Source organism: Methylophilus luteus (genome assembly GCF_042676265.1).
Taxonomy (GTDB): domain Bacteria; phylum Pseudomonadota; class Gammaproteobacteria; order Burkholderiales; family Methylophilaceae; genus Methylophilus; species Methylophilus luteus.
This window is the reverse complement of record NZ_JBHTKB010000001.1, coordinates 1,867,413-1,890,295: the sequence shown is the minus strand read 5'-3', so window position 1 is coordinate 1,890,295 and position 22,883 is coordinate 1,867,413. Positions and strand designations below refer to the sequence as shown.

The following is a 22,883-nucleotide window of genomic DNA, read 5'->3' as shown; positions in this document are numbered from 1 at the left end:
GCAATGGAAAGAACAGCAATTGATTTATGGGTAGGTATTTTTGTGGCGCTAGGTTTTGCTGCATTACTGGGCCTGGCCATGAAGGTCGGCAACCTGACCACCACCAATATCGGTGAAACTTATACCGTCACCGCGAACTTTGAGAATATCGGTGGTCTTAAACCACGTGCGCCAATTAAAAGCGCGGGCGTAGTCGTAGGCCGGGTGGAATCAATTAGATTCGATCCCAAAACTTATGAGGCGGTCGTGAGTCTGAATATCGACAAACGTTACAGCTTTCCTAAAGATACCTTTGCTAATATCTATACAGCGGGTCTGTTAGGTGAGCAGTATCTGGGTCTGGAAGCTGGTGGCGACGAAACCAGTTTGAAAAATGGCGACAAAATCATGCAGACACAAGATGCAGTTGTGCTCGAGAAATTGATCAGCCAGTTTTTATATAGCAAAGCGACTGAAGGCGATGATAAGCCGGCAAAAACTGCTGCGGCATCAACCGAAACCGGTGCTGATGCGTTAGATGCCAGTCCGTTGGACAAAATTGGTAAGTAATTAAACGGTTAATAAAGGGAATTCGATGAAAAAATGGTGGATGGCTTGTGCCATATGGCTGGTAAGTAATGTGGCATTTGCAGGTTTGGCACCGGATCAGCTGGTGAAGAAAACTGCCGATGATGTGATTGATGTCATCAAGTCTGATAAAGATATTCAGGCCGGTAACCAGCAAAAAATCTTTGCCCTGGCTGAAGAAAAGATCCTGCCAAACTTTGATTTTGACAAGGTATCGCGTTTAGTCCTCGGTAAAAACTGGACCAAAGCAACGCCTGAGCAACAAGCTGCTTTCCAGGCTGAGTTCAAGACTTTGCTGTTGCGCACTTATGCCACTGCTTTGTCCAAGTATAAAAACCAGTCTATAGAGTACAAGCCTTTCCGTCTTGAAGCTGGTGCCGATACCGCAACAGTGAAAACAGCGATACAACAACCAGGTGGCGAGCCTATTTCGGTTGACTACACGCTGGGCAAAAAAGGTGAAGACTGGAAAGTATTCGATATCGTCATTGAAAGTGTCAGCCTGGTGACCAACTACCGTAGCCAGTTTGCACAAGAGATACGCCAGAGCGGTTTGGACAGCCTGAATAAAAAGCTGGCTGAAAAAAACAAAGCCGCAACCGGTAAATAATCATTTCGCTAAGGGCTATCGTGGCAACTATCACGCACCAGGACAATATATTGAGCTTTAGTGGCGATCTGCTGTTCAACAATATCAGCAACGTGTTGGACCAGTTGCAAACCATGCGCCTGGACCCGCCATTGACACTGGATTTCAGCAAAGTGGAAGAAGTGGATACGGTGGCAGTGAGCCTGGTGTTTGAAATACAGCGGCAATTTCATCATGATCACGCCCAGGCCGGGTCTATCTCGGTGGTGGGGGTGCCTGACAATCTGCGTAGTTTGATGCAGTTATATGGTGTGGATAGTTTCCTGTTGAATTAAGCAGGCACATAAGTCAGAAAACCCCAGCTCTGCACAGAGGTGGGGTTTCGTTTTTTTAGGATAGTGAAAGGCAACACCGTGGTGGCAGCCGTAGAAATTCAGGGTATTACCAAGCATTTTGGTGCGTTTGAGGCGTTGCGGGGCATAGACCTGACGATACAGGCAGGCGAATTCTTTGCCCTGCTAGGCCCCAATGGCGCCGGTAAATCGACATTGATCAATCTGTTGTCTGGTCTGTTACAGCCGACCAGCGGCCATATCCGTATCATGGGGCATGATGTGCAGTCAGACTATCAGCAGGCGCGCATGGCTTTAGGCGTGGTGCCGCAGGAGCTGGTATTTGACCCGTTTTTTAACGTGCGTGAAATGATGCGTTTCCAGGCCGGCTATTTTGGCTGTGGCGCGGAAAATGACGACTGGGTGGATGAAGTCATAGAGGGCCTGGGGCTGACTGACAAAGCGCATACCAATATGCGCCAGTTGTCTGGCGGAATGAAACGGCGTGCGCTGATCGCGCAGGCGCTGGCACATCAACCGCCGGTGATCGTGCTTGATGAGCCTACCGCCGGCGTCGATGTCGAGTTGCGGCAGATGCTGTGGGGCTTTATCCAGAAACTCAACCAGCAAGGTCATACCATTATCCTGACCACGCATTATCTGGAAGAGGCCGAAACCCTGTGCGAACGGGTCGCCATGATGAAGCAGGGGCGTATCGTGGCCCTGGATAGCACCAAGCAGCTTTTGCACAGCCATGCCGCTAAGCAGTTATGCCTGCGCCTGGAAGGTACAGTGCCGGCGCAGCTGCAACCCCTGATCAAACAGCAACAGGGGGATGAAGTGATTTTTAACCTGCCTGATATCAGCCGCATTGAAGTGATCCTGTCAGCATTGCGCCAGGCTGAAGTCACAGTGCTGGATATACGCCTGCAAGAGGTGGATCTGGAAGATGTGTTCCTTAATCTGGTCGGTAGTCACGGCGGGCAAATATCATGAAATCGTTACTCAAATGGCTGAATCCCTTTTACTGGCTGGATAACCATATCAGCCCGCGCTACCGCGGTATGTATACGCTGTTTAAAAAGGAGTTGTTAAGGTTCTGGCGGGTGGCGTTTCAGACCATAGCCTCGCCTATACTGACCGCATTGCTATATTTATTGATTTTTTCGCATGTGCTGGAGTCGCATGTCAAAGTCTACGAGCAGGTCAGTTATACCGCTTTTCTGGTGCCTGGCCTGATGATGATGTCCTTGCTGCAGAATGCGTTTGCCAATAGTTCTTCCAGCCTGATCCAGTCCAAGGTGATGGGCAATATCATCTTTTTGCTGCTGACACCGCTGACCTACCTGGAGTTTTTTGTGGCTTTCCTGGCCGCATCCATGATACGCGGCCTGGTGGTCGGGCTCAGCATCTACCTGGTGGCATTGTGTCTGGTCGATGTGCCCACCGTGCATCCCTTGTGGATCATTAGCTTTGCCTTGCTGGGCAGTGCACTGCTGGGCACGTTTGGCGTGATTGCCGGTATCTGGGCCGACAAGTTTGACCAGATGGCGGCTTTCCAGAACTTTGTCATCATGCCGCTGACGTTTTTATCCGGCGTGTTTTACTCCATACACTCACTGCCGCCATTCTGGCAGGCGGTGTCGCAACTCAACCCGTTCTTCTACATGATAGACGGCTTCAGGTATGGATTTTTCGGCCAGAGTGATGTCTCGCCGTGGCTGAGTGTCAGTGTGGTGGCCGTGTTTGTACTGGCATTAGCGTGGCTATGCCTAAAGATGTTAAAATCCGGTTATAAATTACGTAGTTAGTGCGGCCAGGGCCTAGCAAAACCGCTAGCCCTTTTTGCGCTGATATTGAAATAAAAGTGAGGTCTTGTGTTAACAGCAGCTCAATTGCAGTCGTATATCCTCAGTGGCCTGGAATGCGACTATATTAAAGTGAATGGCGATGACGGCACGCATTTTGATGCGGTGGTGGTCAGCCCTTTGTTTGAAGGTAAACGTATGGTGCAGCAGCATCAGCTGGTATATGCCGCCCTGGGTGACCGCATGCGCTCCGAGATACACGCGCTGGCCATGCAAACCTACACCCCGGCACAATGGCAACAGATGCAGCAGGCATAAACACTGCCCGCTGCAAGACAATAGAATCGATTGGAGAAAACATGGACGCACAAGCAAAGATCAAAGAGACAGTCACCAGCAACAAAGTGGTGCTGTATATGAAAGGAAGCCCTAAGTTTCCGCAATGTGGCTTTTCAAATGTAGCGACACAGATACTGGACGCCTGCGGCGCTGAATTTGTCGCAGTAGATGTGTTGCAGGATATGGATATCCGTGAAGGCATCAAGCAGTACGCCAACTGGCCGACCATTCCGCAGTTGTATGTCAAAGGTGAGTTTATCGGTGGTGCTGACATCATGCGCAGCATGTACCAGAGCGGCGAGCTGCAAACCCTGTTGTCGGAAGCATAAATTGGACAAACTGATTATTGAGGGCGGCGTGCCCTTGCACGGCGAAGTGATAGTATCCGGCGCCAAGAATGCCGCCTTGCCTATCCTGTGTGCAGGCCTGCTGGCGGAAACGCCGCTAGTATTGACCGGGGTGCCAGAGCTGCGCGATGTGGCTTCCACCCTTAAACTGCTGGATACCATGGGCGTGAAAGTCAGCAAAACCGGTGACCAGGTCAGCCTGGACGCCAGTGATGTGGCTTCATTTGAGGCGACCTACGAAATGGTGAAGACCATGCGTGCGTCTATCCTGGTGCTGGGCCCGTTGCTGGCGCGTTTTGGTACCGCACGCGTGTCATTGCCCGGTGGCTGTGCCATAGGTTCACGTCCGGTAGATCTGCATATCAAGGGCTTGCAGGCCATGGGGGCTGCCATGCATATCACGCATGGTTATATCCAGGCCAGTACCTTACATTTGCCGAATCGCCGTTTGCAGGGCGCTACCTATTATATGGATATGGTGACGGTGACCGGCACTGAAAACCTGATGATGGCTGCTGCGCTGGCGCAAGGCACTACCGTGCTGGAGAATGCAGCCAAAGAACCCGAAGTGGTAGACCTGGCTGAATGCCTGAATAAAATGGGTGCCAGGATCACTGGTGCCGGCACTGATGCCATCACCATTCAAGGTGTAGAAAGCCTGAGCGGCGCGAACCACCATATCGTCTGTGACCGTATTGAAGCGGGTACCTATATGGTGGCTGCCGCCATGACCGGTGGCGAGGTGACGTTGAAGAACGCACGTGCCGACCTGCTGGAAGCCGTGATCGAAAAGCTGCGTGAAGCGGGTGTCGAGATCAGCACCGACAGCAACAGCAACAGCATTACGGTGAAAAGCAATGGCCAGTTAAAGGCGGTCAATATCCGCACCGCCCCGCACCCGGCTTTTCCTACTGATATGCAGGCGCAGTTCATGGCGATGAATACCATGGCCGAAGGGGTGTCTACGGTAGTGGAAACCATTTTTGAGAACCGCTTTATGCATGTGCAGGAACTGCAGCGCATGGGTGCCAATATCGAGATCCAGGGCAATAGCGCTATAGTCAAAGGTGTGCCGGCACTGGAAGGCGCCAATGTCATGGCGACAGATTTGCGTGCTTCAGCCGGACTGGTGTTGGCCGGGCTGGTGGCCGAAGGCGAAACCGTGATAGACCGTATCTATCATCTGGATAGAGGCTATGAGCGGCTGGAAGAAAAACTGAATCAATTGGGTGCCAAAGTACGCAGGTCCAATTGAACGATACGCAAATGAACATAATACCCAAATTAAAATAAAGCCTAGGTTAAACCAATAATGATTACTATCGCACTCAGCAAAGGGCGCATTTTCGAGGAAACCACACCGCTGCTGGCAGCGGCAGGCATACGCTCGCTGGAAGACCCCGAATCTTCTCGCAAACTGATACTGCCCACCAACCGTGATGATGTGCGTCTGATCATAGTGCGTGCCACCGATGTGCCTACTTATGTGCAGTATGGCGCGGCAGATATAGGCATCGCCGGCAAGGACGTGCTGGATGAGCATGGTGGCGAAGGTCTGTACCAGCCGCTGGATCTGAATATCGCCCGCTGCAAGATGATGGTCGCCGTGCGCGAAGATTTTGATTACGAAGCCAGCATACGCCAGGGCGCACGTTTAAAAGTCGTCACCAAATATGTGAAAACCGCGCGTGAACATTTTGCCGCCAAAGGCATGCACGTAGACCTGATCAAATTATATGGCTCTATGGAGCTGGGCCCGTTGGTGGGACTGGCCGATGCGATCGTCGACCTGGTCAGTACCGGTGGCACCCTGCGCGCCAATAAGCTCAAGGCCGTGGAAGAGATAGGTGCCATCAGCTCGCGCCTGGTGGTGAACCAGGCCTCCTTCAAGGTCAACCGTCCCGCCTTGCAGCCCATCATAGACAGTTTTGCTGAAGCTATACAGAAAGACTAATCACAGTATAAAGATATGAAGATTAAACGTTTAAGCACCCAAGCTGCAGATTTTGAGCGCGAACTGAAAGCCTTGCTGGCGTTTGAGACCGCGCAGGACGATAACATAGACCAGGTGGTCGCCAATATCCTCAAGGACGTCAAAGCCCGTGGTGACGCTGCAGTGCTGGAATATACCAATCGCTTTGATAAAACCAGTGCCACCAGCCTGGCACAGCTGGAGATCCCGCAAGCTGAATTGCAGGCGGCGTTAAACAGCCTGCCGGCAGACCAGCGCGAGGCCTTGCAGGCGGCGGCTGACCGGGTGCGCAGCTATCACGAAAAGCAGGTCATGCAATCCTGGCAATATACCGAAGCCGACGGCACTTTGCTCGGGCAGCAGGTCACCTCGCTAGACCGCGTAGGGTTGTATGTGCCAGGGGGTAAAGCCGCTTATCCTTCCTCTGTGCTGATGAATGCTATCCCGGCCAAAGTGGCAGGGGTGCAAGAGCTGATCATGGTGGTGCCTACACCCAATGGCGAGAAGAACCCATTGGTGCTGGCTGCGGCTGCGGTGTGCGGTGTGACGCGCGTATTCTGTATCGGCGGTGCGCAGGCAGTAGGCGCGCTGGCATATGGTACCGAGACTGTGCCACAGGTAGATAAGATCGTAGGCCCGGGCAACGCTTATGTCGCTGCTGCCAAACGCCGTGTATTCGGTGTGGTAGGTATAGATATGGTGGCAGGCCCGTCCGAGATCCTGGTCATCAGTGATGGCCACAGCAACCCGGACTGGACCGCCATGGACCTGTTCAGCCAGGCAGAGCACGATGAGCTGGCACAGGCGATCTTGCTGTCACCGAGTGCCGAGTTTCTCGACCAGGTGCAAGCCAGCATAGAACGCCAGGTCACCGACATGCCCAGGCAGGAGATCATACGTACCTCCTTGCAGAATCGTGGCGCACTGATACAGGTTAAAGACCTGCAAGAAGCGGCCGAGATCTGTAACTTTATCGCGCCGGAACACCTGGAGTTATCCATGGATGACGCCTTGGATTTCAGCAAGAAGATCAAGCACGCCGGTGCCATCTTCATGGGCCGCGATACCTGCGAAGCCCTGGGTGATTACTGTGCCGGGCCAAATCACGTATTACCGACATCACGCACAGCGCGCTTCAGCTCGCCATTGGGTGTGTATGATTTCCAGAAGCGGTCCAGCCTGATCATGGTCTCCAGTGCCGGTGCACAAACGCTGGGCAAGATCGCCGCTACCCTCGCTTATGGCGAAGGCTTGCAGGCGCACGCACGCAGCGCCGAATATCGTTTGAAATAGGCCAGGCAGATGAGCAAATTCTGGAGCGAGATCGTGCATGCCCTGACACCTTATGTGCCAGGCGAGCAGCCCAAGATCCAAAACCTGATCAAATTGAACACCAACGAAAACCCTTACGGGCCCAGCCCCAGGGTGATTGCGGCTTTGCAGGCAGAAGCGGGCGATAGCCTGCGCCTGTATCCTGACCCGGATTCCAGCCGCATGAAAGCAGCCATCGCCGAATATCACGGCCTGCACACCAACCAGGTGTTTGTAGGCAATGGCTCGGACGAGGTGCTCGCGCATATCTTTCAGGCCTTGCTCAAGCAAGAGTTGCCATTGTTGTTCCCCGATATCACTTATAGTTTTTATCCGGTGTATTGCGGCTTGTACGGTATAGAGTATGAAACGGTGCCACTGAATGCGCGCTTTGAGATCGCCATAGACGATTATCTGCGCCCGAATGGCGGCATCATCTTTCCTAACCCCAATGCACCGACCGGCATTCCGCTGCCTGTAGCCGAGATAGAACGCCTGTTGCAGGCCAATAAAGATTCAGTCGTCGTCATTGATGAAGCATACGTGGATTTTGGCACCGAGTCGGCCGTCGCCCTGGTTAACCGTTACCCCAACTTGCTGGTGACGCACACCTATTCCAAATCACGTTCGCTGGCCGGGCTGCGTATAGGCTACGCGGTGGGCGACGCCGGCCTGATCGAAGCGCTGATACGCGTCAAGGACAGTTTTAACTCTTATCCCATAGACCGCTTTGCAGAAGCCGGCGCCATCGCTGCCTTGCAGGATGAGGCTTATTTCCAGCACACCCGCCAGCAGGTGATAAACGCGCGCGAGCAGTTAGTCAGCGATTTGCAGGCACTGGGCTTTGAAGTGTTGCCATCCGGTGCCAATTTCATCTTTGCCCGTCATGCTGGCTACACTGGTGAACAACTGGCAGCAGGTTTGCGTGAACAGGCAGTCATAGTCCGGCATTTCAAAAAACCGGTCAGGATCGCCGACTTTTTGCGTATCACCATAGGTAATGACGCACAAAACCAGGCATTGATACAGGCGCTGACTGGTCTTTTACGGGCCTGATGTCGCTAAAAGCAAAGTATGTGCAGCAATTGCACGGCTAACATCGCTGAAATGATTCTTTGGCGACGTAAAAAAAGATGACGCAATATTGTCATTTTGTTTGAAATGCGGTTATGATGCACGCTATTGTACATAATGTGCAGTGAGGGTTGCGTTTGCATCATTGCTGCGCAAAAGTTCATTGGATTTAAAATAGAGCAAACTCGGAGGAAGAAAAATGGCACAAACCCAGATGGCATTAGACTCATTGGATTTTGACGCAACAATCGCTTTGGCCGCCAAAGTGGCGCCACACGTTGATATCCTGGAAATTGGTACACCTTGTATCAAGCATAACGGTATCGAACTGTTGAAAGCATTGCGTTCTAAATTCCCTAACAACAAGATTTTGGTTGACCTGAAAACCATGGATGCAGGCTTCTACGAAGCTGAGCCATTCTACAAAGCCGGTGCGGATATCGTGACTGTGCTGGGTACTGCAGATGTCGGCACCATCAAAGGTGTGGTCGATGCTGCTAACAAATACGGTAAAGAAGCTCAAGTTGACCTGATCAACGTTAAAGACAAAAAAGCACGCACATTAGAAGTAGTTAAATTGGGCGCGCACATCATTGGTGTACACACTGGCTTGGATCAACAAGCTGCTGGTCACACACCTTTTGCTGACCTGGGCCTGGTATCTGGCTTGAAAACAGGCGCTAAAGTATCTGTTGCTGGTGGTGTTAAAGCTGCTACAACCAAACAAGTAGTTGACGCTGGTGCTGACATCGTTGTTGCTGGTGCTGCTATCTACGGTGCTGCTGACCCAGCTGCTGCTGCTTCAGAAATCACCAAGATCGCTCACGGTGCTGGTACTTCTGCTAAAGGTGGCAACAAGTTGCTGCCATGGATCATCGCTGCGGTTGCTGCAGTATTGGTATTCTCACTGCTGGGCAAAAAATCTGAAGAAGCTGCTCCAGCTTCTGACGCGCCAGTGGTTGAAGAAGCTGCACCTGCTGATGCTGCTCCGGCTGCTGAAGCTCCTGCTGCTACTGAAGAAGCTGCTCCAGCAGCAACTGAAGAAGCTGCACCAGCTGCTGAAGCTGCCCCAGCTAACTAATCTCTGCCAGATTCGATCTGTTGGCCGCCCTGGGCTGGTCAACAGCAGAAAATCAGCAGTCTAAAAAAGCAGTCCTCACGGACTGCTTTTTTGTTTTTAGTGACAGATTTTGCCTGGCCGGGAAGACTTGCGGTAAAATGCCTGTATTATTTGCTAAATCTCTGTGAACACCCGTTCTTACCACTATGTCACGCCAAGCTGAAGTCACGCGCAATACACTCGAAACCCAAATTACAGTTGCTATCAATCTGGATGGCACCGGTGTGTCTGATCTGCACAGCGGCATTGGCTTTCTCGACCACATGCTGGATCAGATCGCCCGCCACGGCATGATAGATCTGAAAGTGCATGCCAAAGGTGATTTGCACATTGATGCGCACCATACGGTGGAAGATATAGGCATCACCCTGGGCCAGGCGTTTGCCAAGGCACTGGGTGACAAAAAAGGGTTGACCCGTTACGGCCACAGCTATGTGCCGCTGGATGAGGCTTTGAGCCGCGTGGTGCTGGATCTGTCCGGCCGCCCAGGCCTGGAGTTTGATTGCAAGTTCACACGTGCCATGATAGGTGAGTTTGATGTAGACTTGTTTCATGAGTTCTTCCAGGGCTTCATCAATCACTCGCTGGTGACCCTGCATATCGATAACCTGAAGGGCCACAACGCCCATCACCAGGCGGAAACGATCTTCAAGGCATTTGGTCGTGCCTTGCGTGTCGCCATTACACCAGACCCGCGCATGGCCGGGATGATGCCATCGACCAAGGGTTCGCTATAAAGCCCATAAGCCATACATGAATCGCCATACATGAATCGTTTGCAAGTCGCCGTCATTGATTACGGCATGGGTAATTTAAGATCTGTCGCCAATGCCTTGAAAGCGGTGGCGCCGGACCTGCACATAGAGATCACCAGTGATGCGCAACAGATCGCCGCAGCTGAGCGCGTAGTGTTTCCTGGCCAGGGGGCGATGCCGGACTGCATACGCGAGCTGGATACACGCGGTTTACGCCAGGCAGTGATAGATGCCACCCGTGACAAGCCTTTCCTCGGTATCTGTATCGGTCTGCAAATGCTGTTTGAGCATTCTGAAGAAGGGGATGTGCCTGGCCTGGCAATTTACCCTGGCGAAGTAAAGCGCTTTCCAGCCGAAAAAATGCTGGATGCCCACGGTGGCAAACTGAAAGTGCCGCATATGGGCTGGAGCCAGGTCCAGCAAAGCGGGGCACACGCTTTATGGCAGGATATCCCTGACCTGGCCCGTTTTTATTATGTGCATAGCTACTATGTGGCGCCTACAGATTCAGCGCTGACCGCAGCGACTACGGCTTATCCGTTTGACTATACCTGTGCGATTGCGCAGGACAACGTATTTGCCGTGCAGTTTCACCCGGAAAAGAGTGCAGAATCAGGCTTGCAACTTTTGCGTAATTTTGTAAACTGGAAACCATGATTGTGTTTTCCTAACCTTTGTCAAAACTCGTTATATTTCAATACTAAACAGCATGTTAATTATCCCGGCAATTGATTTAAAAGATGGTCACTGTGTACGCTTGAAGCAGGGGCTGATGGAAGAATCCACCGTATTTTCTGAAGACCCGGCGGCCATGGCCAGACACTGGGTGGATCAGGGTGGCAAACGCCTGCACCTGGTCGATCTGAATGGTGCGTTTGCCGGCAAGCCGGTCAATGAAAATGCCATCAAGTCTATCGTTGCGGCTATAGGTGGCGATATCCCTATCCAGCTGGGTGGCGGTATCCGCGACCTGGATACCATAGAACGTTATCTTGATGACGGCATCAGCTACATCATCATAGGCACTGCCGCGGTAAAGAACCCCGGCTTTCTGCATGAGGCCTGCTATGCCTTCCCTGGCCAGATCATGGTTGGTCTGGATGCCAAGGATGGCAAGGTCGCGGTTGATGGCTGGTCCAAGCTGACCGGTCACGACGTGATAGACCTGGCGAAAAAATTTGAAGATTATGGTGTGGAAAGCATAGTCTATACCGATATCGGCCGTGACGGCATGCTGACCGGTGTCAATATCGAAGCGACTGTGGCGCTGGCACAAGCCTTGACCATACCGGTGATCGCCAGTGGTGGTGTCACCAACCTGGATGATGTGCGTCAATTATGTGCGGTGCAGGCTGAAGGCATCATTGGTACCATCACCGGGCGTGCGATTTATGAAGGTACACTGGATTTTTCGGCAGCCCAGACATTGGCAGATGAGCTCAGCGCATAATGGGATGTGCTAAACGCATCATCCCCTGCCTGGATGTGACCAATGGTCGCGTGGTCAAAGGTGTCAATTTTCTTGAACTGCGCGACGCCGGAGACCCGGTAGAGATCGCGCAGCGCTATAACGATCAGGGTGCCGATGAGCTGACCTTTCTCGATATCACCGCCAGCTCAGATGATAGAGACCTGATACTGCATATCATAGAGCGCGTGGCCGAGCAGATATTCATCCCGCTGACCGTAGGTGGTGGCGTGCGTAAAGTCGAAGACGTGCGGCGCTTGCTGAATGCCGGTGCTGACAAGGTCAGCATCAATACCACGGCAGTGCTGAATCCGCAGGTGGTGGCAGATGCCGCCAGCCGTTTTGGTTCACAATGCATAGTGGTCGCCATCGATGCCAAAAAAGTAGACAACCAGCCATTTGAGTGGGAAGTGTTCACCCATGGTGGCCGCAACGCGACCGGCCTGGATGCTGTCGAGTGGGCGCGCAAAATGGTCAGCCTGGGTGCCGGCGAGCTGCTGGTCACCAGCATGGACCGCGATGGCACCAAGATAGGCTTTAATAATCCGCTGAACAAAGCCATCAGCGATGCGGTCGAAGTACCACTGATCGCTTCCGGCGGTGTCGGTAATCTGCAGCACCTGGTCGATGGTGTGACCCTGGGCGGGGCGGATGCAGTGCTGGCCGCCAGTATCTTCCATTATGGTGAATTTACGGTACAGCAGGCAAAAGACTATATGCGACAACACGGTTTGGAAATACGATGACCTGGCTGGATCAGGTAGCCTGGAACAATGACGGCCTGGTGCCGGTCATCGCCCAGGAACATTCCTCAGGCAAGATACTGATGTTTGCCTGGATGAATCGCGAAGCATTGCAGCTGACGCGCGAGACCGGTCATGCCGTGTATTACTCACGTTCACGCAACAAACTATGGCACAAGGGCGAAGAGTCCGGGCACACCCAGATTGTGCATGATATCCGCCTGGATTGTGATAACGACGTGGTGTTGCTGACGGTGGAACAGCAGGGCGGTATCGCCTGTCATACCGGGCGCCATAATTGCTTTTTCCAGCAATTGCAGAATGATGACTGGGTCACTGTCGAGCCTGTGATCAAAGACCCGAAAGCGATTTATCATGAGTGATGTCCTCAATCGACTGTCTGAGCTGATGGAACAGCGCAAATCTGCTGATCCTGCTTCATCATACGTGGCCAAGCTGTATGCCAAAGGCCTGGACAGTATTCTGAAGAAAATAGGCGAAGAAGCCACAGAAACTGTGATCGCTGCCAAGGGCGGCAATGCCGAAGAGATCATTTATGAAACCGCTGATCTGTGGTTCCATACCTTGGTTTTGTTAAGCCATGCCGGTTTGAGCGCACAGGATGTGCTCAATGAGCTGGCGCGCCGCGAAGGTTTGTCCGGCATTGCAGAGAAAGCGAGCAGAACAGAATGAGCGCAGATTGCATTTTTTGTAAGATCGCGGCTGGCAGCATCCCCTCTAAAAGCATTTATGAGGACGACAATGTCATTGCTTTCCACGACATCCGCCCCATGGCAAAAGTACACTTTCTGATCGTGCCGAAAAAGCATATAGAGACATTGAAAGACTGTAAGCCTGAAGACCAGGATCTGCTTGGTGGCATGCTGTTGCTGGCGCCTAAACTGGCGGCGGAGCAAGGCCTGGTCGGCTATAAAACGTTGATGAATGTGGGCCGCGAAGGCGGGCAAGAAGTGTTTCATATTCATTTGCATGTCTACGGTGGCGGGGCTGCAGCATAAGCGCAACCACTACCCAAGTTTAAGGAGATCGTGATGGGAAGCTTCAGTGTATGGCATTGGTTGATAGTGTTACTGATCGTGGTACTGGTGTTCGGCACCAAAAAACTGCGTAATATCGGTAGTGATGTCGGCGGGGCGGTCAATGAGTTTAAAAAAGCCGTCAATGAAGGCAAGGGCGAGTCCAAGCCGGACGAGTTGTCTGATAAAAAATAATCACTGCCTGAACTGTGTTTGATATCTCTTTTTCTGAACTGCTGGTCATCGCCATCGTTGCATTGGTAGTGATCGGCCCGGAAAAATTGCCAAAAGTCGCCCGCACTGCGGGCGCTTTTTTTGGCCGTTTGCAGCGCTTTGTCGCCCAGGTCAAGGATGAAGTCAACCGTGAATCACGCTTTGCCGAGTTGCAGAAGTTGCAGGACGAAGTGCATTCCAGCCTGCAACAGAGTTATGTGGATATAGAGCGTAGCATACTGCCGGCCGACTCGCAGGTGACAGAAGCGCAGATAACTGAAGCTCAGATAACTGACTCACAAGTGCTGGAACAGCCGCCTGAGACCGCCGCTAAAAAGCCGCGTAAGCCACGCCAGGCAAAAGCGCAGTCGGATACGCAGCAAGATACTGCAGAAAACCCAGCTCCTACAGCTAAAAGCCGCGCGAAGGTGGCAGCAAAAAAAGTGGCCGCCAAACCAGACACTAGCGCAGCTGGCATAGCGCAAACTACGCCAGAGACAGAGGCTGCAGCCCCCGCCAGCAAGCGGCCGCGCAAGCCTAAACCCAAGCCGGGCAGTGATACGCCGGATATGTTTGTTGATGAACCGCATTCTTAAGTGCGTAATGAATGCGCTTTAATGTATGACGCCTACTGAAAATTTCATCACCCACCTGGTTGAGTTGCGCAACCGCCTGCTACGCGCGGTAGCGGGTTTGCTGCTCATCTTCGTCGGCTTGTTCCCGTTTGCCGACAAGCTCTACAGCGTGCTCGCAGCACCGCTGCTGGCCAAGTTGCCGCAAGGCGCACAAATGATAGCCACCGCCGTGACCACGCCATTTTTTGTGCCTATGAAAGTCACCATGCTGGCTGCCTTCCTGCTGGCGTTGCCCTGGATACTTTATCAGTGCTGGGCATTCGTGGCACCGGGTTTATATACGCACGAAAAGCGCATGCTGCTACCCTTGCTGGTGGCGTCGCTGATCTTGTTTTTTATCGGCATGACCTTCGCTTATTTTGCCGTGTTTCCTGTGGTATTCGGTTTTCTGGTGGGTAGTGCACCGCAAGGCGTCGCCGTGATGACCGATATCGCTGAGTACCTGGATTTTGTGATAGGCATGTTCCTGGCGTTCGGTTTTGCCTTTGAGGTGCCGGTGGCAGTCGTGCTGATGGCACTGATGGGCTGGGTGACGCTGGCGCAACTGAAAGAAGCGCGTGCTTATGTGATCGTCGGTGCGTTTGTGTTGGGGGCGATTTTTACGCCGCCGGACATCGTGTCGCAGTTTATGTTGGCTATCCCGTTATGGATATTGTACGAAGCCGGGCTGCTGGTAGTGCGCTGGCTGCCGGAACGCGATGCCAGCGCAACTTCTGCATAATTAAGATAGCAATTATTTAGGTATCTTATTCGGTAGTGGGCGCTTACCTACTACAAGTTCTATATCCACTTTTTTGCCAGTGCGCAAAATAGACAAAGTGGCTTTCTCGCGCGGTTTCAGCAAGGCGATGATATTGAGCATGGACTGGCTGTCCACCACCGGCTTTTTATTGATGGCGGTCAGGATATCGCCGGGGCGCAAACCGGCGCGGTCTGCCGGGCTATCCAGCAACACGCCTGCGATCAACGAGCCGTTGATGCTCTTCAAGTTGAATGATTCTGCCAGTTCTGGCGTGATGTCCTGTGCTTCTATGCCTATCCAGCCGCGCGTGACAGAGCCGCTGGAAGTGATCTGCTCCATGACCTGCTGGGCGATGCTGACCGGGATGGCAAAGCCTATGCCCATGCTACCGCCATTGCGCGAATAAATGGCACTGTTGATGCCTATCAGGTTGCCATTGGTATCTATCAGCGCGCCGCCGGAATTGCCGGGGTTGATAGAAGCATCGGTCTGGATAAAGTTCTCGAAAGTATTGATGCCCAGATGGTTGCGCCCCAAGGCACTGATGATGCCTTGTGTGACTGTCTGGCCGACACCGAACGGGTTGCCTATCGCCAGCACCACATCGCCGACCTTCATTTGCTCGCTGTTGCTGAAAGTGATGGCAGGGAGATCCTTACGGTCTATCTTAAGCACTGCCACATCGGTTTCGGGGTCGGTGCCGACCACAGTGGCTGATGATTTACTGCCATCACTCAATGCGACTTCTATCTGGTCTGCCGAGCTGATGACATGGTTATTGGTCAGTATCAGGCCATCGGCACTGACGATGACGCCACTGCCCAGGCTATTCTCCGGCTGCTCATCTTCCTCTTCCATCTCTTCGCCAAAAAAATGCCTAAATAAGGGGTCATTTTTTAGCGCGCGGTGCGGGTCCTGGCTGATATGCGCAGTGGTGAAGATATTGACCACCGAAGGCGTCGCCTTGCTGACAGCGCTGCGATAGCCACTTTTGGCGATAGCCGCGGCCTGGTTGCTGACGGTAGAAGGTTTGACCGTCACCGGTTGAGCGTTAGATTGCACCAGCAGGTTGGGATAAAATAATTTCATCACAAACAGAATACCGAGGCAGACGGTGACCGCTTGTGAGAATATAGTCCAGAGTTGTCGCATGGTGGCAGTTTAATAATTGTTTTAATAATTGATCAGTATATGAGAGTCAGAGATGGAATTGAATCGTCTTGTTAGCGAATTGGCTAATTTTTTGCAAGTTGTCAGATTTCAGGACTATTGCCCTAACGGATTGCAGGTTGAGGGCAGGCCAGAGGTGCGCCGCATAGTCAGCGGCGTCACTGCCAGCCAGGCGTTGATAGACGCTGCCATTGAAGCAGACGCCGATGCCATCCTGGTGCATCACGGTTATTTCTGGCGCGGCGAGCCGGCAGAAATCACCGGTATCAAACGCAAGCGCCTGAAGCAATTACTCACTCACGATATCAGCCTGCTGGCTTATCACCTGCCTTTAGACGCGCATACTGAAGTCGGCAATAACGTGCAGTTGGCAAAAGTGCTGGGCTGGCCGCTGGTGCGCTATCTGGATGACAAAAATATGCTGCCTATGACGGCCTTGCCGCAAGCGGTGTCGTTGGCGCAACTGGGCGAACATATCAGCCTGCGATTGGGCCGCCAGGTGCAACTGCTGGGTGACCCGCAGCAGCAGGTGCGCACCGTCGCCTGGTGCACAGGCGCGGCACAGTCTTATATCCAGCAAGCGGTGACGGCCGGGGTGGATGTATTTGTCAGTGGCGAAGTCTCGGAGCAGACCTGGCATACGGTGCAGGAAACCGCAACCGCCTATATCGCCGCTGGTCATCACGCGACCGAACGTTATGGCGTACAGGCCCTGGGGCAGTGGTTGGCAGAAAATCGCGGTATAGAGCATATTTACATAGAAGTGGAGAACCCGATTTAATTGATAAATATCAATAACTTATTGAATTATATTTGGATTGTGCATGCGGAAAATGTATAATCGCGACTCAAGTTTTGATCTAACTGTTACCTTAAAAGGGTAGATTAAGGAAGCCAATGTCAGAAAACAAAATCGACAATCCTAGTTTGTCGTTTTGCGCGCCATCTGAGGTGGATTTGCAAAAGCGTGATTTTTTGGTGAAAGCAACTGCTGCCACCGGTGCTGTCGGAGTGGCTGCAGTAGCGGTGCCATTTGTCGGCAGCATGTTACCCAGTGAGCGGGCCAAAGCCGCTGGTGCACCGGTAGAAGTGGATATCAGCAAGCTGAAGCCAGGTGAGAAGTTGACGGCCGAATGGCGTGGTCAGCCAGTGTGGATAGTGCGCCGTTCGCCAGAAATGATGGCGATACTGGACAAGCACGATGCCGATCTGTCTGACCCGAATATGGAAGTGCCTCAGCAACCTGAATATTGCAAGAACAAGGCACGCGCGATCAAACCCGAGTTTGCGGTGATGTTGGGCACCTGCACACACCTGGGTTGTTCGCCAAATGATAACTTTGCGCAAACATCTGACTGGCCGGGTGGTTTTGTCTGTCCATGCCACGGGTCGAAATTCGACCTGACTGGCCGGGTATTCAAAGGCTCACCAGCCCCGACTAACCTTATCGTGCCGCCACACCAATATCTGACAGAAACCACCATCCTGATTGGTGATGACAAAAAGGCGGAGGCTTAAATATCATGGCAACTAATAATAAAACTATTGCCGCTGGTGTGCTGGACTGGGTAGACGCCCGTTTCCCGCTGACCAGTACCATCAAGGGACACCTTACCGAGTATTACGCACCGAAAAACTTCAACTTCTGGTATTTCTTCGGTTCATTGGCTTTATTAGTGCTGGTGCTGCAAATCGTCACCGGTATCTTCCTGACCATGAACTACAAGCCGGATGCTGAGCTGGCATTTGCCTCGGTGGAATACATTATGCGGGACGTATTTGGCGGCAACATTATCCGTTATATGCACTCCACAGGTGCTTCCATGTTCTTTGTCGTGGTTTACCTGCATATGTTCCGTGGCATCATTTACGGCTCATACCGTACGCCGCGCGAGCTGATCTGGCTGTTTGGTGTCGGTATCTTCCTGGTGCTGATGGGTGAGGCTTTCTTTGGTTACCTGCTGCCATGGGGCCAGATGTCGTACTGGGGGGCGCAGGTGATCGTCAACCTGTTCTCTACTGTGCCATTTATCGGCCCTGATCTGTCCGAGTGGTTGCGTGGTGACTACCTGGTGTCTGACGCGACCTTGAACCGCTTTTTTGCTTTCCATGTGATCGCCTTGCCATTGGTGCTGTTAGGTCTGGTAGCCGTACACATCGTGGCCTTGCATGAGGTGGGTTCAAATAACCCTGATGGCGTGGAAATCAAAAAACACAAAGACAAGGAAACAGGTATCCCGCTAGATGGTATTCCTTTCCACCCTTACTATTCTGTTAAGGATATGGTGGGTGTGGTGGCTTTCCTGATGGTGTTCTTTGCGATCGTGTTCTTTATGCCGGAAATGGGTGGTTACTTCCTTGAAGCCAACAACTTTGTTCCAGCTGACCCGCTGAAAACGCCGGCACACATTGCGCCAGTTTGGTATTTCACTCCTTACTATTCGATTTTGCGTGCAGTGCCGCCTATCGGTATTTCGCAATTCCCCGGGGTAGTAGCCATGGGCTTGTCAGTGGTGGCGTTTGCTTTCCTGCCATGGCTGGATAAGAGTCCGGTGAAATCTATCCGTTACCGCGGCAAATTGTACAAGCGCTGGTTGACTGCTTTTGTCATCAGCTTCGTGGTATTGGGTTATCTGGGTACCGTTCCTGGTGATGTATGGGGTCAGTTCGGCCCGTGGATGGGACGTGCGGATCGCGCTACAGTGATTGCCCGTATTTGTACCGTGGTTTACTTTGCATTCTTTGTCTTGATGCCCTGGTACACCAAAAAAGATAAAACCAAGCCTGTGCCAGAAAGGGTGACATTCTAATGATGAAGAAATTGTTTATTCAGGCATTTGCCGGTTTGGCATTGCTGGTGTCGGGCGCTGCTTTCGCCAATGAAGTGCATATTGATGTCACTGCACCGATCAATATGAGCGATAAGGCTTCCTTGCAGCGTGGGGCTAAGATCTTTGTGAACTACTGCCTCAACTGCCATAGCGCCAATTACATGCGCTACAACCGTTTGCAGGATATAGGCCTGACCGATAAGCAGATCAAGGATAACTTGCTGTTTGCCGGTGAGAAAGTCGGCGAGACCATGCGTGTCAGCATGAATCCCAAAGATGCCAAGAAATGGTTTGGTGCAGCACCGCCTGATCTGAGCGTGGAAGTGCGCGCGCGTGGTGCAGACTGGGTGTATGCCTACCTGCGCAGTTTCTATAAAGATGATACCCGTCCTACCGGCTGGAATAACCTGGTGTTCGATAAAGTCGCCATGCCGCACGTGTTGTATGAATTGCAGGGCGTGCAGGTGCTGGATCATGAAACACATACGCTGAAACTGGAAAAAGCCGGTAAATTGAGTCCTGAAGAATATGACCAGTTTGCCGGTGATTTATCCAACTTTATGGCATTTATGGCAGAACCTGCGAAACAATCCCGATACTGGATTGGCGTGTTCGTGCTGCTGTTTTTGTCTGTGCTGTTAGTCTTGGTGAAGAAAATCAAAGCCGAATACTGGAAAGACATTCGGTAACCAGCAACCAAGTCCGACACCAGGGCCTGGGCCTTGGTGTCTTTTTTTATAGGGAAAAATGATTATGATGAGATTGTATTCGGGCACTGTCGATCCTTACAGCCACCGTTGCCGTATCGTGCTGTTTGAAAAAGGCATGGACTTTGAAGTCATCGATGTTGACCTCACTAACAAAACTGAAGACCTCGCTATTCTGAATCCTTACGGCGAAGTGCCGGTGTTGGTAGAGCGCGACCTGGTATTGTCAGAAGCCAATATTATCAATGAATACATAGACGAGCGCTTCCCGCATCCGCAACTGATGCCGGCTGACCCGGTCATGCGCGCCCGTGCACGTCTGTATTTGTATAACTTTGAAAAAGACCTGTTCAACCACATCAAGGACATCGAGTCCGGCGAGGATGAAAGAGTAGAGCGTGCACGCAAGGTCATTCGTGATAACCTGACGCAGTTAGTGCCTATATTCAGCAAGCAGAATTATCTGATGGGTGATGAATACTCCATGCTGGACGTGGCGATCACGCCATTGCTATGGCGTCTGGGCCACTATGGCATCGACTTGCCTAGCCAGGCAGCGCCATTGCTGAAATATGCCGAGCGCCTGTTCTCGCGTCCTATGTATGCCGAAGCGATGACCCCTTCTGAAAAGGCCATGCGCAAGTAAGTTTTTGTGCACACATATACAGCGCGGCGAGTTTCCCGCGCTGTTTTTTTAAGGAAAGCCAGCATGAGCACATTGATCCCTACCACTGCCTATCTGATACGCGCTATCCATGAATGGTGTGTGGATAACGCCTTGACGCCACATCTGCTGGTCAAGGTCGATGCGCAGACGCGTGTGCCTATGGCGTTCGTCAAAAATGGCGAGATCGTGCTCAATATCAATTACACCGCCGTCAAAGACCTGCATATCGATAATGACGCTGTGGTGTTTTCGGCGCGCTTCAGCGGCGTGGCGCAGCATATATATGTGCCTATAGGACGCATAGCCGGTGTGTTTGCGCGCGAGAACAGCCAGGGCATGTTTTTTGAAGTGGTTGACGGCCAGTCGCCAGACCCGCAAAAAAGAGCAGAATCAGCTGCAACAGACGCGCCTGAGCCGGCTGCAGCGAAAAAATCCCACCTTAAAGTTGTCAAGTGAAGCGTCACTTTGTAAAATAGCCGGTCACGAAAATGGCGTGACCGGGCTGCACTTTCGTTGTTGCGCCGCTTTTACGGCGCATAGGCGCGAGAATAAAAAATTTTCTCAAAGCACTAGATACAACGCATAAAAAAGTGCTATAGTTGCGCCTTTCCGAAATGCCGGGTTAGCTCAGTTGGTAGAGCAGCGCACTTGTAATGCGAAGGTCATCAGTTCGATTCCGATACCCGGCACCATAAGATTAAATACAGTTAGCATTGACGCTGATTGAATTTGCCGCGATAATCGCGGTCGATTTTGGAGGGGTGGCCGAGTGGTTAAAGGCGACGGACTGTAAATCCGTTCTCTCAGAGTACGCTGGTTCGAATCCAGCCTCCTCCACCAAATATACTGTCTGTAGGCGTTTTGTAAAGCGGGATGGTGAGAGCCTTCCTTGGGTGTTCTGCATAGTGCGGGTGTAGCTCAGTTGGTAGAGCACTTGCCTTCCAAGCAAGATGTCGCGAGTTCGAACCTCGTCGCCCGCTCCAACAGCAGCTAAAGCATTAAGCGCCCATGTGGCTCAGTGGTAGAGCACTCCCTTGGTAAGGGAGAGGTCGCGGGTCCGATTCCCGCCATGGGCACCAGTTTTGCTCACGCTAGTTTAGCTAATGTAGTCGTATGAAATTAGTGGCGTAGGGTTTGGTAGCATAGAGTTTGTTAAGTAGTGGCGTTTCAGGGTGGTGTCATCCGCGTCGCATCATTTGTGAAAACACAATTATTTATTGGCATTTTCAGTATCAATAAAGGAAAACATCATGGCAAAAGGCAAATTTGAACGTACCAAGCCACACGTGAACGTTGGTACGATTGGTCACGTTGACCACGGTAAGACAACACTGACAGCGGCGATCACCACTGTATTGACTAAGAAATTTGGTGGTGAAGCGAAGGCTTACGATCAAATTGACGCGGCGCCAGAAGAAAAAGCGCGTGGTATCACCATCAACACAGCCCACGTTGAGTACGAGACAGCTTCACGTCACTACGCCCACGTCGACTGTCCAGGTCACGCTGACTACGTTAAAAACATGATTACCGGTGCTGCACAGATGGACGGCGCGATCCTGGTATGTTCAGCTGCTGACGGCCCTATGCCACAAACGCGTGAACACATCCTGTTGGCCCGCCAGGTTGGTGTGCCATACATCGTAGTATTCCTGAACAAAGCCGACATGGTTGATGACGCAGAGTTGCTGGAACTGGTAGAAATGGAAGTGCGTGACCTGTTGTCTAAATATGACTTCCCAGGTGACGACACTCCTATCATCAAAGGTTCAGCTAAACTGGCCCTTGAAGGTGACCAATCAGAAATCGGCGAGCCAGCGATCTTCGCTTTGGCTGACGCATTAGACAGCTACATCCCAACGCCTGAGCGTGCCATCGACGGTACTTTCCTGATGCCAGTAGAAGACGTATTCTCTATTTCTGGCCGTGGTACAGTAGTGACTGGCCGTATCGAGCGCGGTATTGTTAAAGTCGGTGACGAGATCGAAATCGTAGGTATCAAGCCAACACTGAAAACCACATGTACCGGTGTTGAAATGTTCCGTAAACTGCTGGACCAAGGTCAGGCAGGCGACAACGTAGGTGTACTGTTGCGTGGTACCAAGCGTGAAGAAGTTGAGCGTGGTCAAGTATTGTCCAAATCAGGTTCTATCAAGCCACACACCAAGTTCACAGCAGAAATCTACGTGTTGGGTAAAGATGAAGGTGGTCGTCATACACCATTCTTCAACGGCTACCGTCCACAGTTCTACTTCCGTACGACTGACGTGACTGGTGCAGTTGAATTGCCAGCAGGTACCGAAATGGTGATGCCAGGTGACAACGTGTCTATCTCAGTAGCGCTGATTGCGCCTATCGCGATGGAAGACGGTTTGCGCTTCGCTATCCGCGAAGGTGGTCGTACCGTTGGTGCTGGCGTTGTAGCCAAGATCATCGAATAATTGATTTGATCGTGT

The 22,883-nt window shown here is 52.0% G+C and carries 29 protein-coding genes, 4 tRNA genes and 1 pseudogene; 33 read left to right on the top strand and 1 reads right to left on the bottom strand.

Features of this window, described 5'->3' with window-relative positions; all coding sequences use genetic code 11:
- Positions 1–3: 3 nt before the first annotated feature.
- The 22 genes and pseudogenes from mlaD to tatC all read left to right on the top strand — a co-directional run bounded on the left by mlaD (position 4) and on the right by tatC (position 15,031).
- Positions 4–549, top strand: a complete 546-nt coding sequence (mlaD, locus tag ACFQ1Z_RS08975; protein WP_379057050.1) for an outer membrane lipid asymmetry maintenance protein MlaD — start codon at positions 4–6, stop codon at positions 547–549.
- Positions 550–574: 25 nt separating this feature from the next.
- Positions 575–1,177 carry an MlaC/ttg2D family ABC transporter substrate-binding protein gene (locus ACFQ1Z_RS08970; protein ID WP_379057049.1) on the top strand — a complete coding sequence of 201 codons (603 nt, stop codon included), beginning with the start codon at positions 575–577 and terminating at the stop codon, positions 1,175–1,177.
- A 20-nt stretch (positions 1,178–1,197) separates the two neighbouring features.
- Entirely contained in the window at positions 1,198–1,491 is a 294-nt protein-coding gene (locus tag ACFQ1Z_RS08965; protein WP_379057048.1) for an STAS domain-containing protein, read from the top strand.
- 78 nt (positions 1,492–1,569) lie between these two features.
- On the top strand, positions 1,570–2,484 hold the full coding sequence (locus ACFQ1Z_RS08960; RefSeq protein WP_379057047.1) for an ABC transporter ATP-binding protein: 915 nt from the start codon (positions 1,570–1,572) through the stop codon (positions 2,482–2,484).
- A 68-nt stretch (positions 2,485–2,552) separates the two neighbouring features.
- Positions 2,553–3,299: an ABC transporter permease gene (locus ACFQ1Z_RS08955; RefSeq protein ID WP_379057204.1), complete on the top strand. Its 747-nt coding sequence runs from the start codon at positions 2,553–2,555 to the stop codon at positions 3,297–3,299.
- 66 nt (positions 3,300–3,365) lie between these two features.
- A complete protein-coding gene (locus tag ACFQ1Z_RS08950) occupies positions 3,366–3,614 on the top strand; it encodes a BolA family protein (protein ID WP_379057046.1) in 249 nt (82 codons plus the stop codon).
- A 41-nt stretch (positions 3,615–3,655) separates the two neighbouring features.
- The gene (grxD, locus tag ACFQ1Z_RS08945) at positions 3,656–3,964 is read left to right on the top strand and encodes a Grx4 family monothiol glutaredoxin (RefSeq protein ID WP_379057045.1); all 309 of its coding nucleotides are present in this window, start codon (positions 3,656–3,658) and stop codon (positions 3,962–3,964) included.
- A gap of 1 nt (position 3,965) precedes the next feature.
- Positions 3,966–5,237, top strand: coding sequence for a UDP-N-acetylglucosamine 1-carboxyvinyltransferase (murA, locus tag ACFQ1Z_RS08940; protein ID WP_379057044.1), 1,272 nt, complete (start codon positions 3,966–3,968; stop codon positions 5,235–5,237).
- Between the two features lie 57 nt (positions 5,238–5,294).
- Entirely contained in the window at positions 5,295–5,936 is a 642-nt protein-coding gene (gene hisG, locus ACFQ1Z_RS08935) for an ATP phosphoribosyltransferase (protein ID WP_379057043.1), read from the top strand.
- 15 nt (positions 5,937–5,951) lie between these two features.
- Positions 5,952–7,247 carry a histidinol dehydrogenase gene (gene hisD / locus ACFQ1Z_RS08930; protein WP_379057042.1) on the top strand — a complete coding sequence of 432 codons (1,296 nt, stop codon included), beginning with the start codon at positions 5,952–5,954 and terminating at the stop codon, positions 7,245–7,247.
- Between the two features lie 9 nt (positions 7,248–7,256).
- On the top strand, positions 7,257–8,321 hold the full coding sequence (gene hisC, locus ACFQ1Z_RS08925; RefSeq protein WP_379057041.1) for a histidinol-phosphate transaminase: 1,065 nt from the start codon (positions 7,257–7,259) through the stop codon (positions 8,319–8,321).
- Between the two features lie 217 nt (positions 8,322–8,538).
- Positions 8,539–9,420: a 3-hexulose-6-phosphate synthase gene (gene hxlA, locus ACFQ1Z_RS08920; protein WP_379057040.1), complete on the top strand. Its 882-nt coding sequence runs from the start codon at positions 8,539–8,541 to the stop codon at positions 9,418–9,420.
- Positions 9,421–9,605: 185 nt separating this feature from the next.
- Entirely contained in the window at positions 9,606–10,196 is a 591-nt protein-coding gene (gene hisB / locus ACFQ1Z_RS08915) for an imidazoleglycerol-phosphate dehydratase HisB (protein ID WP_379057039.1), read from the top strand.
- Positions 10,197–10,226: 30 nt separating this feature from the next.
- Positions 10,227–10,871: an imidazole glycerol phosphate synthase subunit HisH gene (hisH, locus tag ACFQ1Z_RS08910; RefSeq protein ID WP_379057038.1), complete on the top strand. Its 645-nt coding sequence runs from the start codon at positions 10,227–10,229 to the stop codon at positions 10,869–10,871.
- A 52-nt stretch (positions 10,872–10,923) separates the two neighbouring features.
- Positions 10,924–11,664 (top strand): 1-(5-phosphoribosyl)-5-[(5-phosphoribosylamino)methylideneamino]imidazole-4-carboxamide isomerase, encoded by a 741-nt coding sequence (hisA, locus tag ACFQ1Z_RS08905; RefSeq protein WP_379057037.1) that lies wholly within the window; start codon positions 10,924–10,926, stop codon positions 11,662–11,664.
- Entirely contained in the window at positions 11,664–12,428 is a 765-nt protein-coding gene (gene hisF, locus ACFQ1Z_RS08900) for an imidazole glycerol phosphate synthase subunit HisF (protein WP_379057036.1), read from the top strand. Before hisA ends, hisF begins: the two co-directional genes overlap by 1 nt.
- Positions 12,425–12,808, top strand: coding sequence for a phosphoribosyl-AMP cyclohydrolase (hisI, locus tag ACFQ1Z_RS08895; protein WP_379057035.1), 384 nt, complete (start codon positions 12,425–12,427; stop codon positions 12,806–12,808). Before hisF ends, hisI begins: the two co-directional genes overlap by 4 nt.
- A complete protein-coding gene (locus ACFQ1Z_RS08890) occupies positions 12,801–13,118 on the top strand; it encodes a phosphoribosyl-ATP diphosphatase (RefSeq protein ID WP_379057034.1) in 318 nt (105 codons plus the stop codon). The genes hisI and ACFQ1Z_RS08890 overlap by 8 nt, the downstream gene beginning before the upstream one ends.
- The gene (locus ACFQ1Z_RS08885) at positions 13,115–13,444 is read left to right on the top strand and encodes a histidine triad nucleotide-binding protein (protein ID WP_379057033.1); all 330 of its coding nucleotides are present in this window, start codon (positions 13,115–13,117) and stop codon (positions 13,442–13,444) included. Before ACFQ1Z_RS08890 ends, ACFQ1Z_RS08885 begins: the two co-directional genes overlap by 4 nt.
- A 33-nt stretch (positions 13,445–13,477) precedes the next feature.
- Positions 13,478–13,657, top strand: coding sequence for a Sec-independent protein translocase subunit TatA (gene tatA, locus ACFQ1Z_RS08880; protein WP_379057032.1), 180 nt, complete (start codon positions 13,478–13,480; stop codon positions 13,655–13,657).
- A gap of 14 nt (positions 13,658–13,671) precedes the next feature.
- A pseudogene (tatB, locus tag ACFQ1Z_RS08875) lies at positions 13,672–13,867 on the top strand (Sec-independent protein translocase protein TatB); the annotation flags it as partial.
- 429 nt (positions 13,868–14,296) lie between these two features.
- Positions 14,297–15,031 carry a twin-arginine translocase subunit TatC gene (gene tatC, locus ACFQ1Z_RS08870; RefSeq protein ID WP_379057031.1) on the top strand — a complete coding sequence of 245 codons (735 nt, stop codon included), beginning with the start codon at positions 14,297–14,299 and terminating at the stop codon, positions 15,029–15,031.
- Positions 15,032–15,043: 12 nt separating this feature from the next.
- On the opposite strand, the gene ACFQ1Z_RS08865 is transcribed toward tatC, so the two are convergent.
- Positions 15,044–16,204 carry a S1C family serine protease gene (locus ACFQ1Z_RS08865; RefSeq protein ID WP_379057030.1) on the bottom strand — a complete coding sequence of 387 codons (1,161 nt, stop codon included), beginning with the start codon at positions 16,202–16,204 and terminating at the stop codon, positions 15,044–15,046.
- Positions 16,205–16,256: 52 nt separating this feature from the next.
- Here ACFQ1Z_RS08865 and ACFQ1Z_RS08860 point away from each other — a divergent pair, with 52 nt between their 5' ends.
- The 11 genes from ACFQ1Z_RS08860 to tuf all read left to right on the top strand — a co-directional run bounded on the left by ACFQ1Z_RS08860 (position 16,257) and on the right by tuf (position 22,868).
- Entirely contained in the window at positions 16,257–17,003 is a 747-nt protein-coding gene (locus ACFQ1Z_RS08860) for a Nif3-like dinuclear metal center hexameric protein (protein WP_379057029.1), read from the top strand.
- A 116-nt stretch (positions 17,004–17,119) separates the two neighbouring features.
- Positions 17,120–17,740 (top strand): ubiquinol-cytochrome c reductase iron-sulfur subunit, encoded by a 621-nt coding sequence (gene petA / locus ACFQ1Z_RS08855; protein ID WP_379057028.1) that lies wholly within the window; start codon positions 17,120–17,122, stop codon positions 17,738–17,740.
- A gap of 5 nt (positions 17,741–17,745) precedes the next feature.
- The gene (locus ACFQ1Z_RS08850) at positions 17,746–19,032 is read left to right on the top strand and encodes a cytochrome b (RefSeq protein ID WP_379057027.1); all 1,287 of its coding nucleotides are present in this window, start codon (positions 17,746–17,748) and stop codon (positions 19,030–19,032) included.
- Positions 19,032–19,742, top strand: coding sequence for a cytochrome c1 (locus ACFQ1Z_RS08845; protein ID WP_379057026.1), 711 nt, complete (start codon positions 19,032–19,034; stop codon positions 19,740–19,742). Before ACFQ1Z_RS08850 ends, ACFQ1Z_RS08845 begins: the two co-directional genes overlap by 1 nt.
- 64 nt (positions 19,743–19,806) lie before the next feature.
- On the top strand, positions 19,807–20,406 hold the full coding sequence (locus ACFQ1Z_RS08840; protein WP_379057025.1) for a glutathione S-transferase N-terminal domain-containing protein: 600 nt from the start codon (positions 19,807–19,809) through the stop codon (positions 20,404–20,406).
- Between the two features lie 63 nt (positions 20,407–20,469).
- The gene (locus ACFQ1Z_RS08835) at positions 20,470–20,883 is read left to right on the top strand and encodes a ClpXP protease specificity-enhancing factor (protein ID WP_379057024.1); all 414 of its coding nucleotides are present in this window, start codon (positions 20,470–20,472) and stop codon (positions 20,881–20,883) included.
- Positions 20,884–21,043: 160 nt separating this feature from the next.
- Positions 21,044–21,119 (top strand) — tRNA-Thr (locus ACFQ1Z_RS08830).
- 63 nt (positions 21,120–21,182) lie between these two features.
- Positions 21,183–21,267: transfer RNA gene (locus tag ACFQ1Z_RS08825), tRNA-Tyr, on the top strand.
- A gap of 67 nt (positions 21,268–21,334) precedes the next feature.
- Positions 21,335–21,410, top strand: a tRNA-Gly gene (locus ACFQ1Z_RS08820).
- A gap of 21 nt (positions 21,411–21,431) precedes the next feature.
- Positions 21,432–21,506 (top strand) — tRNA-Thr (locus tag ACFQ1Z_RS08815).
- A 171-nt stretch (positions 21,507–21,677) separates the two neighbouring features.
- Positions 21,678–22,868: an elongation factor Tu gene (gene tuf / locus ACFQ1Z_RS08810; protein WP_379057015.1), complete on the top strand. Its 1,191-nt coding sequence runs from the start codon at positions 21,678–21,680 to the stop codon at positions 22,866–22,868.
- The last annotated feature ends 15 nt before the right edge of the window (positions 22,869–22,883 follow it).

Excerpts from the sequence above, each read along its gene's own strand:
- mlaD (WP_379057050.1), top strand. The coding sequence starts at position 4 with ATGGAAAGAACAGCAATTGATTTATGGGTAGGTATTTTTGTGGCGCTA.
- ACFQ1Z_RS08970 (WP_379057049.1), top strand. The coding sequence starts at position 575 with ATGAAAAAATGGTGGATGGCTTGTGCCATATGGCTGGTAAGTAATGTG.
- ACFQ1Z_RS08955 (WP_379057204.1), top strand. The coding sequence starts at position 2,553 with ATGTATACGCTGTTTAAAAAGGAGTTGTTAAGGTTCTGGCGGGTGGCG.
- grxD (WP_379057045.1), top strand. The coding sequence starts at position 3,656 with ATGGACGCACAAGCAAAGATCAAAGAGACAGTCACCAGCAACAAAGTG.
- hisG (WP_379057043.1), top strand. The coding sequence starts at position 5,295 with ATGATTACTATCGCACTCAGCAAAGGGCGCATTTTCGAGGAAACCACA.
- hisD (WP_379057042.1), top strand. The coding sequence starts at position 5,952 with ATGAAGATTAAACGTTTAAGCACCCAAGCTGCAGATTTTGAGCGCGAA.
- hisC (WP_379057041.1), top strand. The coding sequence starts at position 7,257 with ATGAGCAAATTCTGGAGCGAGATCGTGCATGCCCTGACACCTTATGTG.
- hxlA (WP_379057040.1), top strand. The coding sequence starts at position 8,539 with ATGGCACAAACCCAGATGGCATTAGACTCATTGGATTTTGACGCAACA.
- hisB (WP_379057039.1), top strand. The coding sequence starts at position 9,606 with ATGTCACGCCAAGCTGAAGTCACGCGCAATACACTCGAAACCCAAATT.
- hisH (WP_379057038.1), top strand. The coding sequence starts at position 10,227 with ATGAATCGTTTGCAAGTCGCCGTCATTGATTACGGCATGGGTAATTTA.
- hisA (WP_379057037.1), top strand. The coding sequence starts at position 10,924 with ATGTTAATTATCCCGGCAATTGATTTAAAAGATGGTCACTGTGTACGC.
- hisF (WP_379057036.1), top strand. The coding sequence starts at position 11,664 with ATGGGATGTGCTAAACGCATCATCCCCTGCCTGGATGTGACCAATGGT.
- hisI (WP_379057035.1), top strand. The coding sequence starts at position 12,425 with ATGACCTGGCTGGATCAGGTAGCCTGGAACAATGACGGCCTGGTGCCG.
- ACFQ1Z_RS08890 (WP_379057034.1), top strand. The coding sequence starts at position 12,801 with ATGAGTGATGTCCTCAATCGACTGTCTGAGCTGATGGAACAGCGCAAA.
- ACFQ1Z_RS08885 (WP_379057033.1), top strand. The coding sequence starts at position 13,115 with ATGAGCGCAGATTGCATTTTTTGTAAGATCGCGGCTGGCAGCATCCCC.
- tatA (WP_379057032.1), top strand. The coding sequence starts at position 13,478 with ATGGGAAGCTTCAGTGTATGGCATTGGTTGATAGTGTTACTGATCGTG.
- tatC (WP_379057031.1), top strand. The coding sequence starts at position 14,297 with ATGACGCCTACTGAAAATTTCATCACCCACCTGGTTGAGTTGCGCAAC.
- ACFQ1Z_RS08865 (WP_379057030.1), bottom strand. The coding sequence starts at position 16,204 with ATGCGACAACTCTGGACTATATTCTCACAAGCGGTCACCGTCTGCCTC.
- ACFQ1Z_RS08860 (WP_379057029.1), top strand. The coding sequence starts at position 16,257 with ATGGAATTGAATCGTCTTGTTAGCGAATTGGCTAATTTTTTGCAAGTT.
- petA (WP_379057028.1), top strand. The coding sequence starts at position 17,120 with ATGTCAGAAAACAAAATCGACAATCCTAGTTTGTCGTTTTGCGCGCCA.
- ACFQ1Z_RS08850 (WP_379057027.1), top strand. The coding sequence starts at position 17,746 with ATGGCAACTAATAATAAAACTATTGCCGCTGGTGTGCTGGACTGGGTA.
- ACFQ1Z_RS08845 (WP_379057026.1), top strand. The coding sequence starts at position 19,032 with ATGATGAAGAAATTGTTTATTCAGGCATTTGCCGGTTTGGCATTGCTG.
- ACFQ1Z_RS08840 (WP_379057025.1), top strand. The coding sequence starts at position 19,807 with ATGATGAGATTGTATTCGGGCACTGTCGATCCTTACAGCCACCGTTGC.
- ACFQ1Z_RS08835 (WP_379057024.1), top strand. The coding sequence starts at position 20,470 with ATGAGCACATTGATCCCTACCACTGCCTATCTGATACGCGCTATCCAT.
- tuf (WP_379057015.1), top strand. The coding sequence starts at position 21,678 with ATGGCAAAAGGCAAATTTGAACGTACCAAGCCACACGTGAACGTTGGT.